The sequence below is a fragment of the Streptomyces sp. NPDC047880 genome, assembly GCF_040706515.1.
Lineage (GTDB): Bacteria > Actinomycetota > Actinomycetes > Streptomycetales > Streptomycetaceae > Streptomyces.
Map to the genome: position 1 here is coordinate 104,615 of NZ_JBEZOK010000006.1, position 14,510 is coordinate 119,124.

Genomic DNA, 14,510 nt, shown 5'->3' on the forward strand with positions numbered 1-14,510 from the left:
AAGTGGCTACTACCGGTGAGAACCGAGCGTGACTACACCGCTGGCGTCTCCGCCCACGGGTCTGGCTCCCACAAGGGATGAATCTCGATCGTGGTCTGTCCGCTGCCCTCGACGCCCTTACGTCCGGCAGACCCCCGAGTGACCACGACTCGGCGTATGAGGGAGCGGAAGATTCGGTTCGTCTCAGCGGCCTCGAACGTGTCCCACTCTTCGAGCAGGCCGACGGCGAGGGGAATCAGTTCGGCGCGCTGCGGCATGGCCTCGACCTGCGCCGCCTCTTCAAGGGCTTCGGTAACGGTCTTCTTATCCTTCAAGATCCGTTCCCGCGCGGCCTCGAACACGCCCTCGGGGTACGCCTCGGGGTTCGTGGCGCGGTCCACGGCGAGGTTGGTAAGGGCGTTCGTAAGCCGTGTCTGTTCGGCTTGCAGGCGTTCCCGCTGTCGACCGGCGGCGGCGCGTTCGTTGCGGGGTTGTGGGATGGGCGTGGGCGGTTCAGCGTCGATGTCTGCGGCGGCCTCACGGGCAAGCCACGTCCTTACTTCGTCCTCGACGATGGAGCGCTGTACCCATACCGGGTTGTCACAGAGGCCGCTTCGGCTCTGCCCGCAGGCGAGGGCATAGCCAAGGATGCGGCCGGCGGCACGCCTGGCTGAGGTATTGGCGGCGCCCTGTCGGCAGCCTCCGCACCGTGCAAGGCCGGTCAGAGGGTAAAGGGGGTTGCGGGCCCGTGGCGCGATGCTGCGTCGTTCGGCGCTGTGGGCCTCGTACCTCTCCCACGTCTCCGGGTCGATGATCGCCTCGTGCGCCCCGTCTATGTGTATCCATCGCGTGCAGTTGCCGCCGTTGGCTGTGTAGTCGCAATGGCAGTCAGGGTGATGGACTCGGAGCAGGCCCGCGGGGAATCCGGCCTGCATGTATCGGCGCACGCTGTCGTCCCGCCATGGGTTTCCGTCGCTTGTGCGGTAGCCGAGGCTGTTGAGCCACGCGGCGAGGCTTCCGTATCCGTCGGGTGCCGGTTGTCCGATACCGAGTTTGCGACTCCACAGGGTTTCGATGTCCACGCGCGACGACTCGTCGACCTCGTACCGCTCATCTTGGGTGACCCACTCGCCGAGTTTTGTGGGGTGGGGGATGCGGCGGGGGTACCAGATGTACCCGAGGCGTTTGCCGCCGGTGGCTGGTAGGCCGTGGGCGCGGCGCCACTGGTGGGTTTCCTTCCACTGTTCGCCGGCGCGGTCGGATTCGAATACGGCGAGGTCGAACAGGATGCGCCGGTTGAAGCGTCCGACGGCTGTGCGCACGTCGATGTCTTCCGTGGCGGAAGCGAGTTGCCCGCCGGCGTGTTCGAGGCGGGCGAGGTTGACGGCGATGCCGAGATCGTTGCGGCCGAAGCGGCTGAACTTCCATACGGCGATGCCGCGGGCTTCACCCTTCTCGACGCGTTGGATGCCGCCCATGATCTTGCGTTTGAAGTTTCGGCCGGTCGCGTCAAGGTCGATGATCATTGGTTCGAGCAGGCGTCGACCGGTCCGCCTGGCCCATGCTCGTAAGGCGGTTTCCTGTAGTTCCGGGCTGATCTTCTCCTCTCGCCATGTTGAAACGCGGATGTACCCGAGCCAGGGTTCGCCGTCGTCCGGCTCCGCCTGGAACGTGGGTGGTAAGTGCAGAGTGCTCACTGTGCCTTCCGTTCGGGTCGGTCGGTGTGGTGCGGGCGCAGTGTGATCACGTTGCCCGCGACCCGCTCGTCGTGGTCGGCGCGGTTGCCACCGCGGGGCGAGGGGACGTCGAGCAGGCCGCGCGCGACGTGGTCGAGGGCGCGGACGTAGCCGGCGCGGTCGGCGTCGGCGAGCTGGTCGGCCGAGACGCGCTGAGACTTGTAAATGGTGCGGACGACGAGCAGGGGCACGGCGGCGAGCACTAAGAACAGCCCTGCTTGCCAGAGGTAGTCGTTGCTTCCGAGTAGTCCAATGACGCCGGTGGACAGCCCCACCATGAGTAGGGAGATTGCGAAAACGGGCATGTACCGGTGCGTCACTGCTTTGCCTCCGTGCGGTTAGTTCTCGGCGACGTTTCCCCCGCCGTTCTCGGCGCGTTGCTTGCGCAGGGTCTCGGTCATGGACACGAACAGCTCGACTTTCTGGGGGTCGGTGATCCCCAGTTCTTCGGCTGCTGCCTCCGGTGTCAGTGGGTTGGTCCGTGGGGCCTGTTGGCGGATCGCTTGCAGTACGTCGCGGGTGAGGATGCCCGCGGCGACTAGCACCTCGGCCAAGGGCAGGCCGAGCGTGCTGGCGATGGCTTCGAGGACGCGTGATTCTGGCGCCCCTTGGCCTCGCAACATGCGGCTGACGGACGCTTGCGCGATGCCTGAATCTCGTGCGAAGCGGGTTTGCCCGCCGCCCCTAGGTCGCAGGTCATAGCCAGCGCGTTCTAGCTGCTCTTTCAGCCAGGCGGCGAATTCTTCGGGCGTCGCCCGGTCGTTCCCTGGTTGGTTCGTTCGTTCCATGGATGGAACATAGCGCGCGTGAGGCGCCGCGGCCACGCGATCGATTGAAGCGGTCCGGAACACACGTGTTTGCCACGGTTCACCCCCCTGAGCTGTGGCAACGCGCTCGAACAGGTGACCGATTCTTGTCCGGCATATGCCGCGTGTCAACGCGCTTTGGAAGATCCGTCTCCGCATGCATATGCCGTATCGAACGCTCGTCCATCGTGTTAGCGTTCCATCCATGGATGGAACGAACCATCCATGGAAGGACGATGCCCGTATGTACGACCGCGCCGCACTGGTCGCCGCCGCCCGCGAGGCGGGGGACCACACTCCGTCAGACACCGCACGTCGGTTGAAGGTTGCACGTAATACCGCATGGCGCCTGTGGAACGGACACACCGCCCCAAGCGCCGTAGTGGCCGCGGCTGTTGAGCAGCACTACGGCGTTTCCACTGGCCAGCTCGTCAAGCGGGCCGCCGCATGAACGGCTCCGTGATCTCCCGCGACCAGGCCATCGCCAACGCCCGCCGCGTCCTCGACGCCGCCCGGCACCGCCGCGACCGCGACCGCGCCGCCGGCCGACTCGCCCCCGACGTCGAACTGATCTTGCGCCGACTCGAACGGAAGCAGCGCGCCAACCAGGCGCCCACCGTCGAGCACCGCGCCGCCGCCTGAACACGCGAAAGGGCCGCCCGGATGCGACCCGGACGGCCCCTCTCGAACGACACCGAAAGGCATCGATCATGAACACCCCCAAGGGTACCGAGAACCGCGCCCCCCGTGCCGCCCACGCGATCAAGGGCGCCGCCGACGCCCGCCGCCGCGCCCAGTTCGTCGAGGTCGTCGCCCGACAGCTCGACCAGATCGCCCCGGGCACCGTCCGCGTACGCGTCGTTCCCGTCACCCGCGACGGCCGCCGCCGCACGTGGGTCGTCCTCGACTCGGCGAACGGCCCCGTCGGCGCCGACCGCGAGGCCCACCGCGCCGCGTACGGCCTGCTCACCCGAGCGTTCCCCGCCGCCGACTGGAACGTCGCCAGAACGTACGACGCCCGGACCGGCGAACTGTCCGTCGACGAACCGACCGCCCCGGCCGCGCTCGGCCTCGACACCACCCCGGAGACCCGCGCGTGATCCGGCCCCAGCTCACCAACGACGGGACGGCCGTCCGCCTCACCCTCGCCGAGCACGTCGACCCCCTGATCGACGACCTCGCCGTCGCATACGCGGCCGACCCCGACACCGTCGGGCGCCTGCTCAATGCGCACGCCGCCGCCGTCCTCGCCCTCGACTTCGCCGCGTGCAGCGAGACCGCCACCGACTACGGCCGCGCCATGCGCGCCGCGGAGGCCGACGGCACCCGCGAGGTCCTGCTCGACGAACTGCCGCCGCAGGTTGACCCCACGTACACCCCCGACGACGCGATCACCCTCGCCGGCCGCATCACCCGATGCGCCGCCCACATCCGCCACCGCACCGCCCCGGAAGGAACGCCCCGCCCGTGACCGTCACCGCCCTGCCCCTGCCCCACCTTCCGGCCGTCCCGACGGCCGCCGCGGTCGCGGCCCCGATCTACCAGCCCGCGCCCGTCGGCCCCGCGGAGGGCACGCCCAACGTGTTTGGTGCCATCGCCGCCGTGATGCGCGACGTGATGCCGGTTGCGAAGGACAAGGAGAACACCCAACAGCGCTACAAGTTCCGCGGTATCGACGACGTCATGTCCGCCATGGCGGGCCCACTCCGCGCGCACGGCGTGTTCATCCTGCCGACGATCGCCGCCCACCACGCCGAGCGCCGCGGCGAGAAGATGACGCACGTCACGATCACCATGCGGTATCACGTCTACGGGCCCGCGGGTGACTGCCTCACCGCCGAAGTGCCGGGCGAGGCAAGCGACTTCGCGGACAAGGCCACGAACAAGGCCCAGTCCGCCGCGCTCAAGTACCTGTTGTTCACCCTGTTCATGATTCCCGTGGACGGTCGGTCGGTCGACGACGGCGACCGCGACCACCCGGTCGAGCCGACCCCGGAGCACCGCGCCGAACGGCAGCAGCGCCAGCAGCAGCGCGGGCAGCGCCAGCAGCAGCCGCGCCGTAGCAACCGTGCCGAACCGGGCCTGTGGGAGCAGCCGCAGCAGGGGCAGCAGCAGCCCCAGCGGACCGACTACCTCGCGCACGCCGAGCGCGCCAACTCCCCCGAGCAGTTCGACAAGATACGGGCCGCCGCCGTACAGGCCGGAGCCCCGGCCGACTACCTCGCCCAGCTCGACGCCGTCGCCGCGCGCAAGCGGGGCGCCGCCCATGGGCAGCAGCAGGGACAGCCGCAGGCCCCGAAGCGGGCCGAGCAGGCCCCACCGCCGCCCAGCGCGCCCAAGTCTCCGGAGGCCGCCGCCGCGGAGGCCGAGAACGCGCTCAGGCTCGCCGCGTCCCGCGCGAACCTCCCCACTCTCGACGCCGATTTCGAGCGCGTGCACGGACTGCCGATCGCCCAGGCCGGCGCCCAGCAGCTCGACGCGTTCCGCGCCATGATCGAGAACGGGGGCGCCCGGTGACCGAGCAGACCGAGCCCCAGCAGACCGAGGGCAAGCCGACCGCGCCCGACCCGGTCGTCGTCCGCGACGCCGTGACCCGTCAGGCAGTGCTCGGCGCCCTGCTCGACGAGGTCAAGAGCGCATATAAGGACGCCAAGGCCGCCGCCGACGACCTGCTCGACAAGGCGTACAAGGCTGGCGGCACGACGAAGTTCGACGCGTTGCTTCCCGACGGGACGAAGGTCGGTTCGTCGTCCCGGCAGGGGGGCGAGCGCGAGGCCCAGGTCGTCGACGCCGAGGCGTTCCGCGTGTGGGTTCGGGACACCTTTCCGACCGAGCACGTCGTCGAGTTCGTGCCCGCCCAGGTGGTCACCACCGTGCGCCCCGGTTTCGCGGGGAAGGTCCTCGCCGAGGCGACCGCCGCCGGTACGGCGAAGTACGTCGACGCGGCCACGGGCGAAGTGCACGACGTGCCGGGCGTCGAGTTGAAGCCGTCGAGGGCCGCCTCGCACCGACTCACCTACACCCGCGGCAGCAAGGCGCAGCCGGCCAGCGGGCGCGACATGGTCGCCGCCGCATGGCGCGCGGGCGCCCTGGTCGAGCACCTGCCCGCCCTCGCCCCCACCGCACCGCCGGCCGCCCAGGGTGATGCCGCGTGAGGACCCGCGACAAGGTCGCGCAGAAGATCGCCGAGCGCTTTCCGGACGTGCCCGGACAGCTCGCCGTCGACGTCCCGGCCGGCGAGGAGAAGCCACCGAAGGTGTGCGACTACGGCAACCCCCGATGTGGAGCCGTACCCGTCCGCTTCTACCCGAACGGCTGGAAGTGCGACGAGCACCAGCCGGCCCGCACCAGCCGCCGCACGACCCCGTGATCAGCCCCGGGGCGAGGAGACGACCGCGCCCTCGCCCCGGGCGCCCCACCCCCGACAGGAGCGACACCCCGTGACCCTCGACGCCATGGATTGGGTGTGGACCCGTGCGAAGTCGCGCGGGAACGCCCGCCTAGTCCTGCTCGCCGTCGCCGACGCCACCACCGGGCCGGACGCCACCGCCCGCATGGGTACCGCCGAGTTCATGCGCCGGCTCGCCGCGTCCCGCTCGACGACGCGGGCCGCCGTCGACGCCGCCCTCGCCAGTGGCGAACTGATCGAGGACGAGCCCGCCCAGGGCAGCCGCGCGACTCGGTACAAGATCCCCGGGGCCGTCGGGTACGTCCGCACGCCCCGCGCTACCGGGCCGGAATCCGGCCCAAGAGCCGAGCCGCCCCCCGGGCCGGAATCCGGCCCCCTCTCCGCTACCGGGCCGAATCTCGGCCCCTCTACCGGGCCGGAGTCCGGTCCCCCCGCCGATATCCCCGACACCCTCTTTGGGACCGAGATTCGGCCCCCTATGGGGCCGGATTTCGGCCCCCATCACTCACCCATAGAGGGAGTGACTGAAGGAGTGAGGGAGCGCGGGCGCGAGGTCGCAGTGATCCCGGAGTTCGCTCGCCCCCTGGTCGACCAGATCACGGCCGCCCAGATCTACCCCGCGTGGACCCTCGCCCCAGGCGAGTGGGTCGTCGTGCACGCGCTGATCAAGCGATCCGGCGCCGACATGCTCGCCGCCGCCGCCGTGCAGGCCGCCCAGCGGGCCCGGAACGGTGTCGCGCACGCCCGGTACTTCCTGCGGGCGTGGCAGGCCCTACCGCCCGCCCCCGCGCCCGGCACCGTCCCCGCCGCCGCCCCGGCCGGCCCCGCCCGCGGCTCGAACGTTGTCCCGTTCCCCGGCGCCGCCGGAACCGGCCGCGTCGCCCAGTCGACCGACTACCTCGCCCAAGCCCTCGCCGCCATGGAGGCCCAGCAGTGACCCCCCGTGAAGTTGCCGCCCTGCTCGCCTACGTGGTGAAGCTCGACCCCCGCCTCGCCCTCGACGACCAGGCCGCCGCCGGCGAACGCCTCGCCCAGTGGTGCGACCTGCTCAGCGACGTGCCGGCGACCGCCCACGGGTGGGATGCGGCCCGCGTCGCCCGCGACTACATCGCCCGCAACCCGTACCGGATACAGCCGTCGGACGTGTCCCGGCCGTGGCACGCCCACAAGGCCGACGCCATGTCCCGGCACGTGGGCACGTTCGAGCCGACCGCACACCCCGAGGTCGACCCCGACGACCAGTTCGGAAACGCCTACGTCGCCGCGCTGCGCTCGGAACGCCTCGCCATCGCGTCCGGTCAGCAGGCGCCGACCTCGCACCGCGCCATCACCGCGGGCCCGGCCGCCGCCGAGGTCGAGCGCCGCCTCGCCGCACTCGGCGAGTACATGCCGCGCACCGTCGCCCAGGCCCTCGCCGAGTTCCGGCCACAGCGCGCCGAGCGCGAGCGACTGGCCCGTGAGGACGCGCCCGACCCGCTCACCGTCGCGTGCACGTGGTGCAGCGCTCCGGAGGGCGAGCCGTGCCGGGGCCGATCCATCAACCCCCGTAACCAGCAGACCCGTTACCGCCCGATGGGCAAGCCGCACCCGTGCCGCGTCGAGGACGCGACCGCCGCGCACCTCGCCCGCCGCAACCGCCAGGAGGCACACGCATGAGCCCCACCCCGAAGCAGGCCCGCCAGCACCGCCGTAAGGCCGTGGCCGGCGACCGGACGAAGAACGTCACTCTGTGGCGCGTCGAGGCCAGTTGGGACCACCGGCCCGACGACCCGGTCGTGATCCGGACGCCGGACAAGAAGCGCGCCCGCCGCGCCGTCGACGGCCTCGCACGCAAGGGCGCATACGTGATCTTCCAGGAACACACCGGGTGGGACACGTGGCGCACCGTGCGCGAGGTCGACGGGGCCGCCCTGCTCGCCGAGCACGACGCCGAGCAGGCCCTCGCTGCCGCCGGACACCCGCCGACCCCGCCCGCGTACCGACCGGACGCCGAGGACCGTCACCGCACGTGGCTTGCACGGATGAACGCCCGCGCCGAGGCCGGCCGCCGCGCCGCGGAGCAGGCCGCCCGCGAACAGGCCGAGGCCGACGCCCGCCGCCGGCGCCTCGCCGCGGAGGCCCGCCGGCACGCCCGCGCCCTCATGTCGCCGCCGGCGATCGTCCGCCCGGAAAACCGACAGCGCGCCCGGCACATCACCGGGGCGCAGCGATGACCCCGGCCGCCCTCGCCGTCATACGGGCCGCCCTCGAAGACGCGACCACACGGGAACTACTCACCCGCCCCGGCAGCGCCGCCGTGCGCGTCGCCCGGACCCTCGAAGACGCCGGATGGATGATCGCCCCCATGCCCGACGAGAACGGTCCCCACCGGGCCGCTTAGCCCGTGTGCCAGGGGTGGAACTGAAAGGCCAAGGGCCACCCCTGTGCGCTATCTTCCATCCATGGATAGTTCAATCCATCCAAGCAAGCACAGATGCACCCTTAGATCCCGACGGAGGTACATCCATGAGCCGCCCCACAGCAGCCGAGCGATTCGGCGCCAAGACGGCCCCCGGACCGACCCCCGCCGGCCTCGACACCCCCTGTCGCCTGTGGCCCGAGAGCGCCCTCGACCGCGACGGCTACGGCCGTTTCTGGCTCGACGGCCGGTACGTCCCCGCCCACCGCTACAGCTACGAGCAGGCCCGCGGGCCCATACCCGCCGGCCTCGAACTCGACCACCTGTGCACCGTCCGCCGATGCGTCGCCGACGACCACCTCGAACCCGTCGACCACCGGACCAACGTCCTGCGCTCGACCGGCCCGTCGGCCGTCAACGCCCGCCGCAAACGGTGCGTGAACGGCCACGACCTCACCGACCCCGCGGTGGTCCACCTCAGCTACCCGCCGTCGCACCCCAACGGCATGCGCAAGTGCCGATCGTGCGCCCGCGACCGCACCCGTCGCCCCCGCGAGCAGCAGCTCGCCCCCGTCGCCCAACTCCCCACCGTCACCCAGCCCGAGAGGACCGCCGCGTAATGGCAGGCGAAACCGTCATCACCTTCACCGGCAACGTGGTTGCCGACCCCGAACTCAGGTTCACCCCGTCCGGGGCGCCCGTCGCGAACTTCCGCGTGGCCAACACCCCCCGCACCTTCCAGCGCGACACCAACGAGTGGAAGGACGGCGACCCCGTATTCCTCAGCGTGTCCGTGTGGCGCCAGCAGGCCGAGAACGTCGCCGAGTCCATCAAGCGCGGCGACCGCGTGATCATCGTGGGCCGCCTCACACAGCGCCAGTACGAAAAGGACGGCGAGCGCCGTTCGTCGTATGAGATTCAGGCCGACGAGGTCGCCCCCTCGCTGCGCAGCGCCACGGCCGCCGTGACCAAGAACAGCCAGAACGGCGCCCAGAACGGCCAGCAGTACCGCCAGCAGGGGCAGAGCCAGGGATACGGCCAGCAGGCCGGACAGCAGGCGTACGGAGCGCAGCAGGGCGACCCGTGGGCCAACGGCCAGTCCGCCGCAGGCCAATGGGGGTCAGCAGTGAACGAGCCCCCGTTCTGACGTCCTCGCCGCGACCGGTCGCGGGCCCGCCCACGCGCGCGCGACGTGCAGTGATTCGCCGTCAACGCCATGAAACCCGCATTCGTCCGTGCACTTCCGGGCGACCGCGAACACCGACAACCGCCTGATGAGACGGAGCTACGCCCCATGACCCGCATTCCCGACGCCGTTTCCGTCGCCTCGCTCGACACGCACCGCCTGATCGTCGCCGTCCCGAACGAGGGACCCGCCGAAATCTCGTGCAACCTCCCGCGCCCCGTCGCCGCCGACGTGCTGCGCCAGCTCGCCGACAACCTCGACAGCCCGGCCGGACGCTGCGCGACCGCGATCCTCACCGGCCGGCCGTGCCCTGTGCACGACGCCGGCGAGGGAGCCGTCGACGCGTTCGCCCGCGGCATGCGCAAGGTGCAGCGCGACGAGGAGCGGCCGGCGATGCCCCTCGACCCGTCCGACGTACGCGCCGCCCTCGACTTCAACGCCGGCCGCGCCGACCAGGTGCTCGCCTCGCTGCGCGACGTCCTGCTCGACGTCGACGTTCCCCGCGGCCCCGAGGAAGCCCTCGCCGCCGCTCGAATCCTGCTCGACGCGCACGCCCGCCAGATAGCCGTGCTGGTCGAGGCGCACTACAGCGACACCCGGACCCGATGGGGACTCACCCGCTCGACCCGCGGCCTGCTCACCGGATACGAGGGCGCCCGGAAGATCGTCATCGCGTACGCCGACGGCCTCGCCGACGAGCAGGCCCTCGCCGAGGGCGCAGCGAACGAGCAGGCCCCCGAGTGACCCCGGCCCGGACGTGCAGGGCGTGCCGGCGCCCCCTCGCTGCGCCCTCGCCCGACGGCTACGGCCCGAAGTGCCGGCGCAAGCACCAGCCGCCCGCCGTCCGGGCCCGCCGACCACGGCGACCGCGCCGCGCCCCGATCGAACAGCCCACCCTCGACGACGCACAGGAGCAGCAGCACCCATGAGCCCCCGCCCCCAGCAGCGCGCCCCCAAGGGCCGCAACCGCGACCGTGCCGACCGGCGGGCCGTCGTCGACGTCCTGCTCGCCCGCGCGCAGCGAGGCGTACTCTCCGCCGCCGAGGGTGCCCTACTCGCCGAGCACGTACGCGAGGAACAGCGCCTCGCCGACGAGAACCGCCGCGCCATGGCCGGCACGACACAGGCCCTCGAACGCCACCGCGAGGCCGCCGACGCTGCGATCGTCGAGGCCGAGGAGCGCGCCACGGCCGCCGAGCAGCAGCTCGCCCGCGTCGAGGCCACCCTCGCCGAGGTACGCCGCCGGCACCGCGGGGCGTGCGACCGCGTCGACCAGTTGCTCGCCGTCCTCGCCCGCGTCCGCAACGCCCAGTCCCTAGGCGACGCCCTCGCCGCCGTCGCCGAACACGACGGGATGTCACCGGCCGCCGCCCGCATACACGCCCGCATTCTCGACCGCGCCGACTCGACCGACGCCCGCCTCGCCGAGCAGCAGCGCGAGCACGACATAGCCCTCGCCACCGAGCGCCGCCGCGGCGACGGATGGCAGCGGCACGCCCTCGCCGCCGACCACAAGGCCGACCGATACCGGACCGCATGGACCGCCGCCCGCCGCGATCGTCGCGCCGACCGCGCCGCCATGGCCGCAGAACTCCCCGCCGTACAGGCCGGACAGCGTGCCCTCGCCATCGCCGACGAGCTGTTCGTCGCCGGCCGCGCCCCGGCCGAGCGCGACGCCGGCCGCCGCATCCTCGCCGTCGTCAAGGAGAACACCCGCCCGTGAATGTCACCGCCCAGCCCACGACCGACCGGGGCCAGCAGGCCGCCGACGACCTCGCCGCCGTCCGCGAGCAGTGGGGCGACCTGCTCGCCGCGATATCCGAGCCCCCGCGGCCGGCCGCATGGATGCCGTACGAGCGCCGCGGATTCCTCGACCAGGTCGCCGCCGAGGACCGCGCCGGCGACGAGCCGACCGTCGGCCGTCTGCCCCTGGTCGTGCGCGAACATCCGGCGCCGGCGAACTTGCGCGCCCTCGACGCCGCCCTCGCCGTCGAGCGCGACGTGTTCGACATGTGCGACGCCGTCGCCGAGCAGGTACAGCGCACCGTCGACCGCGACGACGCCCGACTGTGGACCCTGCCCACCGCGCGGGCCGCGGAGTGGAGACACGACGCCGACCGGATCGTCGACCGCATCGGTTCCCGCGCGCACGGGCTGCATTGGGCATGCGTCTACCTCGCCGGCCGCGCCCTGTCCGAGCCCGACGGCGAGCTGTTCCGGATCACGCCCGCGCCCCTGCTCGACCAGATCGTCGCCATGGCCCGCAGCGCGCGCCGCAGCGTCGAGGCCGCGCTCGGTCGCGAGGGGCGGACGCTCACGCTCGACGACCCGTGCCCGTTCTGCAAGGGCGGACGGATCGTCGTACACAACGGCGGAGGAGACCCGCGGGCCGCCGTGGCGACCTGCTCGACGGGCCCCGCGTGCCCGGCACCCGTGGACACCGAACGGGGCCGTAGGGCGTGGCGAGGCGCCGACCTGGTCGCGCTGTGGGTTGCGATCAACTCAGGGCGCACCGTGGCTATTTGAGGCCGGTACACGGCCGTACACGCCCCCGAGGAGCGCTCGGCCCCGGGGGCGTAGCTATGCCCGATCACGGTTTCGTAACCCTTGCTGCAACCATTGCTGTAACTGTTGCTGCAATGCCTACTGTTGGCATTCCTGACGGGTCCTCACCCCGACAGGAACGCCGGCCCTCACCCGGCACCCACACCAACGACCAAGGGAGCGACCCCATGGCCACCGTCACGATTCCCGGCGCCCTCGCCGACTACCTCACCGACCGGTTCATCAGCGACGACGAGACGCGCGACGTCCTCGACGCCGCCCGCCGCGGTCGCGGCCGAACGCTGGTCATCGAGCCGACCAGCACGCGCGTACTGCACGTCATCAGCCGCTTTGCCGAGCACATCCTCGCCATCCCCCGCGCCTACACCCGCGCCACGCGCGACGCCGCCCGCCTGTGGATCACCCGCGCGGGCAACGCGCCCGCCCTCATGGTCCACAAGTTCGACAGCACCGAAGACGCGTACAACCGCACCCAGTGCGGCGACGACATCCGCGACGGTGACGTTTTGGTCGTCGAGGCCGAGCGCGTCGTCGGTTTCCTCCGTAGCGCGTGGCCGGCCGCCATCACCGAGGCGCACGGCGAGCTGCACACAATCGAGGGCGACCCGCGCACCCTCGACGACGGCCTGTACGTCGCCAGCATCGAGGCCGCCGAGAAGATTGCCGGCGAGCACGGTTTCGCCCTTGCCGAGCAGCAGCTCGCCCCCGTCGAGGACGACGAAGCGCTGTACGCCGCGCAGCTTGTCACGGAGGCCGACGCCGACGCCGGCACGTGGCGGGGCGAGTGGATCGGCCAGCAGGCCGACGACGCCCTGTTCGCCGTCGAGTTGCCCGCGGAACAGGGCGCCCTGTTCGACGACCGCGCCGCCGAGCCGGCCGCCGTCGAGGTCGAGCCCCCGGCCGTTGTGCCCAACTGCCCGCCCGAGGTCACCCGCGCATCCGTCGACGCCTACCTCGCCCGCGAGTACCCCGCCCTGTTCGCCCCCGAGCAGCCCCAGCCCCTCGCACTCCCGCCCGTGCAGATGTGGGCCGTAACGCACCGCGTCGTGATCCGTGGCGAGTGGCAAGGTCTGATCATGTGCGGACTCGGTTACCGCGAGGCCCTGGACCGCGCCGACGTGCTGCGCTACACGGGCAGCAAGGCCGTTGAGGTCGTGCTGTGCGAGCACGGTCCCCACGCCCACCGCGAGGCCCAGCTCGCCGCACGCTGCGAGGGGTGCGGGTACCAGATCCCCACCGGTACCCAGTGGCACGACGCGTGCCGGCCCCGACCGCGCCCGACCCCGCTCGACCGCGCCCGCCGCGCCGCCGCAATCAGCGCCCAGTACGACCGCGCCCTCGACGCGTCCGCGGCCGTCGACGCCCTCGACGGCGAGCCCCCGTTCTGACCCGACCCCCACCGGCCCGCCCTCGACCGAGGGCGGGCCCCGACCCGACAGGGAGCACCGATGGACCAGCAGCCGAACGGCAACGAGCAGGGCACCGAGGGCGAGCCCGCGACCGCCAGCGACCGCCTGGTCGCCGACATGCTCGGCCTGTTCAACAAGTACGAGCGCGAGACGGCCGCCGCCCGCGCCGCCAAGGGTGATACCAACCCGTACGACCTCGCCCCCTGGGAGGACGCACACGGGCTCACCAACGAGTACGAAGCGGCCCGCGCCAGCAAGGACCCCGGCGCCCTCGACCAGTTCCTCGACAACCTCGCCGAAGACTTCCACCTCGACGACGTTCGAGCCGTACGCATGGCCGCCGCCGCCGTGCAGGCCGCCATGGGTCGGATCGCTCTCCGCGCCCGCCTGAGGAACATGAGCCCCGACGAGATCGCCGCCGAGACCGGATACACCGCGAGCCGGATCACTCAGTTCATCCGCGAGGAGAAAGTACGCCTCTCTACCCCGTAGGCCCGCACACACAAGCGGGCCCGCCCGGTTCCTCACAAACCGTATGGGCGGGCCCTCACCACCAGACAGGAGCGACCCCAACCAATGGCTACTCCGCAGCGTACCCAGCGCCGAGCCCAGCCGATCGCCGGCACCCGACCGACCGTCCGCCTCGACGAGCAGTTCGCCCGAGACCTCGCCGTTCTCATGAAGACCGGCGACGATCTGACGACCGCCATGCGGAAGGCCGTCAGCATCGTTGCCGACATGTACCGGACCGCATGGCACCACCGGTCGGTACCCGTCGGCACCGCGCCGACGTTGAAGGCGTACAAGTTCGTCGAGGCGCCGCCCGTAGCCGGCCCGCCGTCCCTGCCGTGGGTCAAGCACGACGGCCCCATGTGGACGCCCAGCAGCAGGCAGACCAGCAGTGATGACGCCCGTCGGCAGCAGCAGCCGCCCCTGCCGCCGCAGCGTCAGCAGGCCGGCCGACGGCCCGTCCGCCCGTAGCCGACGCACCGGCAGCAGCGCGCCCCGCCCGCCCGATCGTC

The 14,510-nt window shown here is 71.9% G+C and carries 22 protein-coding genes; 19 read left to right on the forward strand and 3 right to left on the reverse strand.

The genetic code is table 11. From position 1 onward, the window contains the following. Positions 1-32: 32 nt before the first annotated feature. Genes AB0937_RS11870 through AB0937_RS11880 form a run of 3 tightly spaced genes read right to left on the reverse strand, consistent with a single transcriptional unit; the run spans position 33 to position 2,503 of the window. Complete coding sequence (locus AB0937_RS11870) at positions 33-1,676, reverse strand: recombinase family protein (RefSeq protein ID WP_079075756.1); 1,644 nt, start codon at positions 1,674-1,676, stop codon at positions 33-35. Further along, a complete protein-coding gene (locus AB0937_RS11875; RefSeq protein WP_062028886.1) occupies positions 1,673-2,020 on the reverse strand; it encodes a hypothetical protein in 348 nt (115 codons plus the stop codon). Before AB0937_RS11875 ends, AB0937_RS11870 begins: the two co-directional genes overlap by 4 nt. A gap of 33 nt (positions 2,021-2,053) precedes the next feature. Next, positions 2,054-2,503: a helix-turn-helix transcriptional regulator gene (locus AB0937_RS11880; protein ID WP_062028441.1), complete on the reverse strand. Its 450-nt coding sequence runs from the start codon at positions 2,501-2,503 to the stop codon at positions 2,054-2,056. Between the two features lie 223 nt (positions 2,504-2,726). Between AB0937_RS11880 and AB0937_RS11885 the strand changes: the two genes are divergently transcribed. The 19 genes from AB0937_RS11885 to AB0937_RS11975 all read left to right on the forward strand — a co-directional run bounded on the left by AB0937_RS11885 (position 2,727) and on the right by AB0937_RS11975 (position 14,469). Next, on the forward strand, positions 2,727-2,972 hold the full coding sequence (locus AB0937_RS11885; RefSeq protein ID WP_366711207.1) for an XRE family transcriptional regulator: 246 nt from the start codon (positions 2,727-2,729) through the stop codon (positions 2,970-2,972). Then, positions 2,969-3,163, forward strand: a complete 195-nt coding sequence (locus AB0937_RS11890) for a hypothetical protein (RefSeq protein WP_062028442.1) — start codon at positions 2,969-2,971, stop codon at positions 3,161-3,163. Before AB0937_RS11885 ends, AB0937_RS11890 begins: the two co-directional genes overlap by 4 nt. A gap of 68 nt (positions 3,164-3,231) precedes the next feature. After that, positions 3,232-3,621 (forward strand): hypothetical protein, encoded by a 390-nt coding sequence (locus tag AB0937_RS11895; RefSeq protein WP_062028443.1) that lies wholly within the window; start codon positions 3,232-3,234, stop codon positions 3,619-3,621. Beyond that, on the forward strand, positions 3,618-3,992 hold the full coding sequence (locus AB0937_RS11900) for a hypothetical protein (RefSeq protein WP_062028444.1): 375 nt from the start codon (positions 3,618-3,620) through the stop codon (positions 3,990-3,992). The genes AB0937_RS11895 and AB0937_RS11900 overlap by 4 nt, the downstream gene beginning before the upstream one ends. Beyond that, complete coding sequence (locus AB0937_RS11905) at positions 3,989-5,038, forward strand: ERF family protein (RefSeq protein ID WP_062028445.1); 1,050 nt, start codon at positions 3,989-3,991, stop codon at positions 5,036-5,038. Before AB0937_RS11900 ends, AB0937_RS11905 begins: the two co-directional genes overlap by 4 nt. Then, positions 5,035-5,676, forward strand: coding sequence for a hypothetical protein (locus tag AB0937_RS11910; protein WP_062028447.1), 642 nt, complete (start codon positions 5,035-5,037; stop codon positions 5,674-5,676). Before AB0937_RS11905 ends, AB0937_RS11910 begins: the two co-directional genes overlap by 4 nt. Continuing rightward, positions 5,673-5,891 (forward strand): hypothetical protein, encoded by a 219-nt coding sequence (locus AB0937_RS11915; protein WP_062028449.1) that lies wholly within the window; start codon positions 5,673-5,675, stop codon positions 5,889-5,891. Before AB0937_RS11910 ends, AB0937_RS11915 begins: the two co-directional genes overlap by 4 nt. Before the next feature lie 70 nt (positions 5,892-5,961). Next, complete coding sequence (locus AB0937_RS11920) at positions 5,962-6,867, forward strand: hypothetical protein (protein WP_366711209.1); 906 nt, start codon at positions 5,962-5,964, stop codon at positions 6,865-6,867. Then, on the forward strand, positions 6,864-7,586 hold the full coding sequence (locus tag AB0937_RS11925) for a hypothetical protein (RefSeq protein WP_062028453.1): 723 nt from the start codon (positions 6,864-6,866) through the stop codon (positions 7,584-7,586). Before AB0937_RS11920 ends, AB0937_RS11925 begins: the two co-directional genes overlap by 4 nt. Continuing rightward, positions 7,583-8,143 carry a hypothetical protein gene (locus AB0937_RS11930; RefSeq protein ID WP_062028455.1) on the forward strand — a complete coding sequence of 187 codons (561 nt, stop codon included), beginning with the start codon at positions 7,583-7,585 and terminating at the stop codon, positions 8,141-8,143. Before AB0937_RS11925 ends, AB0937_RS11930 begins: the two co-directional genes overlap by 4 nt. After that, on the forward strand, positions 8,140-8,310 hold the full coding sequence (locus AB0937_RS11935; protein ID WP_162637292.1) for a hypothetical protein: 171 nt from the start codon (positions 8,140-8,142) through the stop codon (positions 8,308-8,310). Before AB0937_RS11930 ends, AB0937_RS11935 begins: the two co-directional genes overlap by 4 nt. Positions 8,311-8,435: 125 nt before the next feature. Next, positions 8,436-8,948 carry an HNH endonuclease signature motif containing protein gene (locus AB0937_RS11940; RefSeq protein WP_366711211.1) on the forward strand — a complete coding sequence of 171 codons (513 nt, stop codon included), beginning with the start codon at positions 8,436-8,438 and terminating at the stop codon, positions 8,946-8,948. Continuing rightward, the gene (locus tag AB0937_RS11945; protein ID WP_062028459.1) at positions 8,948-9,475 is read left to right on the forward strand and encodes a single-stranded DNA-binding protein; all 528 of its coding nucleotides are present in this window, start codon (positions 8,948-8,950) and stop codon (positions 9,473-9,475) included. The genes AB0937_RS11940 and AB0937_RS11945 overlap by 1 nt, the downstream gene beginning before the upstream one ends. 147 nt (positions 9,476-9,622) lie before the next feature. Further along, positions 9,623-10,258, forward strand: coding sequence for a hypothetical protein (locus tag AB0937_RS11950; RefSeq protein WP_062028461.1), 636 nt, complete (start codon positions 9,623-9,625; stop codon positions 10,256-10,258). A 181-nt stretch (positions 10,259-10,439) separates the two neighbouring features. Further along, positions 10,440-11,237: a hypothetical protein gene (locus AB0937_RS11955; RefSeq protein WP_366711212.1), complete on the forward strand. Its 798-nt coding sequence runs from the start codon at positions 10,440-10,442 to the stop codon at positions 11,235-11,237. Next, entirely contained in the window at positions 11,234-12,040 is an 807-nt protein-coding gene (locus AB0937_RS11960) for a hypothetical protein (RefSeq protein WP_062028465.1), read from the forward strand. Before AB0937_RS11955 ends, AB0937_RS11960 begins: the two co-directional genes overlap by 4 nt. A 206-nt stretch (positions 12,041-12,246) precedes the next feature. Continuing rightward, positions 12,247-13,467 (forward strand): hypothetical protein, encoded by a 1,221-nt coding sequence (locus AB0937_RS11965; RefSeq protein WP_062028466.1) that lies wholly within the window; start codon positions 12,247-12,249, stop codon positions 13,465-13,467. Positions 13,468-13,527: 60 nt separating this feature from the next. Beyond that, positions 13,528-13,980 carry a hypothetical protein gene (locus AB0937_RS11970; protein ID WP_062028468.1) on the forward strand — a complete coding sequence of 151 codons (453 nt, stop codon included), beginning with the start codon at positions 13,528-13,530 and terminating at the stop codon, positions 13,978-13,980. Between the two features lie 84 nt (positions 13,981-14,064). Then, complete coding sequence (locus tag AB0937_RS11975) at positions 14,065-14,469, forward strand: hypothetical protein (RefSeq protein ID WP_062028470.1); 405 nt, start codon at positions 14,065-14,067, stop codon at positions 14,467-14,469. Positions 14,470-14,510 lie beyond the last annotated feature (41 nt).

Excerpts from the sequence above, each read along its gene's own strand:
- AB0937_RS11875 (WP_062028886.1), bottom strand. The coding sequence starts at position 2,020 with ATGCCCGTTTTCGCAATCTCCCTACTCATGGTGGGGCTGTCCACCGGC.
- AB0937_RS11885 (WP_366711207.1), top strand. The coding sequence starts at position 2,727 with ATGGATGGAACGAACCATCCATGGAAGGACGATGCCCGTATGTACGAC.
- AB0937_RS11935 (WP_162637292.1), top strand. The coding sequence starts at position 8,140 with ATGACCCCGGCCGCCCTCGCCGTCATACGGGCCGCCCTCGAAGACGCG.
- AB0937_RS11955 (WP_366711212.1), top strand. The coding sequence starts at position 10,440 with ATGAGCCCCCGCCCCCAGCAGCGCGCCCCCAAGGGCCGCAACCGCGAC.
- AB0937_RS11975 (WP_062028470.1), top strand. The coding sequence starts at position 14,065 with ATGGCTACTCCGCAGCGTACCCAGCGCCGAGCCCAGCCGATCGCCGGC.
- AB0937_RS11965 (WP_062028466.1), top strand. The coding sequence starts at position 12,247 with ATGGCCACCGTCACGATTCCCGGCGCCCTCGCCGACTACCTCACCGAC.
- AB0937_RS11945 (WP_062028459.1), top strand. The coding sequence starts at position 8,948 with ATGGCAGGCGAAACCGTCATCACCTTCACCGGCAACGTGGTTGCCGAC.
- AB0937_RS11890 (WP_062028442.1), top strand. The coding sequence starts at position 2,969 with ATGAACGGCTCCGTGATCTCCCGCGACCAGGCCATCGCCAACGCCCGC.
- AB0937_RS11970 (WP_062028468.1), top strand. The coding sequence starts at position 13,528 with ATGGACCAGCAGCCGAACGGCAACGAGCAGGGCACCGAGGGCGAGCCC.
- AB0937_RS11895 (WP_062028443.1), top strand. The coding sequence starts at position 3,232 with ATGAACACCCCCAAGGGTACCGAGAACCGCGCCCCCCGTGCCGCCCAC.
- AB0937_RS11930 (WP_062028455.1), top strand. The coding sequence starts at position 7,583 with ATGAGCCCCACCCCGAAGCAGGCCCGCCAGCACCGCCGTAAGGCCGTG.
- AB0937_RS11880 (WP_062028441.1), bottom strand. The coding sequence starts at position 2,503 with ATGGAACGAACGAACCAACCAGGGAACGACCGGGCGACGCCCGAAGAA.
- AB0937_RS11950 (WP_062028461.1), top strand. The coding sequence starts at position 9,623 with ATGACCCGCATTCCCGACGCCGTTTCCGTCGCCTCGCTCGACACGCAC.
- AB0937_RS11940 (WP_366711211.1), top strand. The coding sequence starts at position 8,436 with ATGAGCCGCCCCACAGCAGCCGAGCGATTCGGCGCCAAGACGGCCCCC.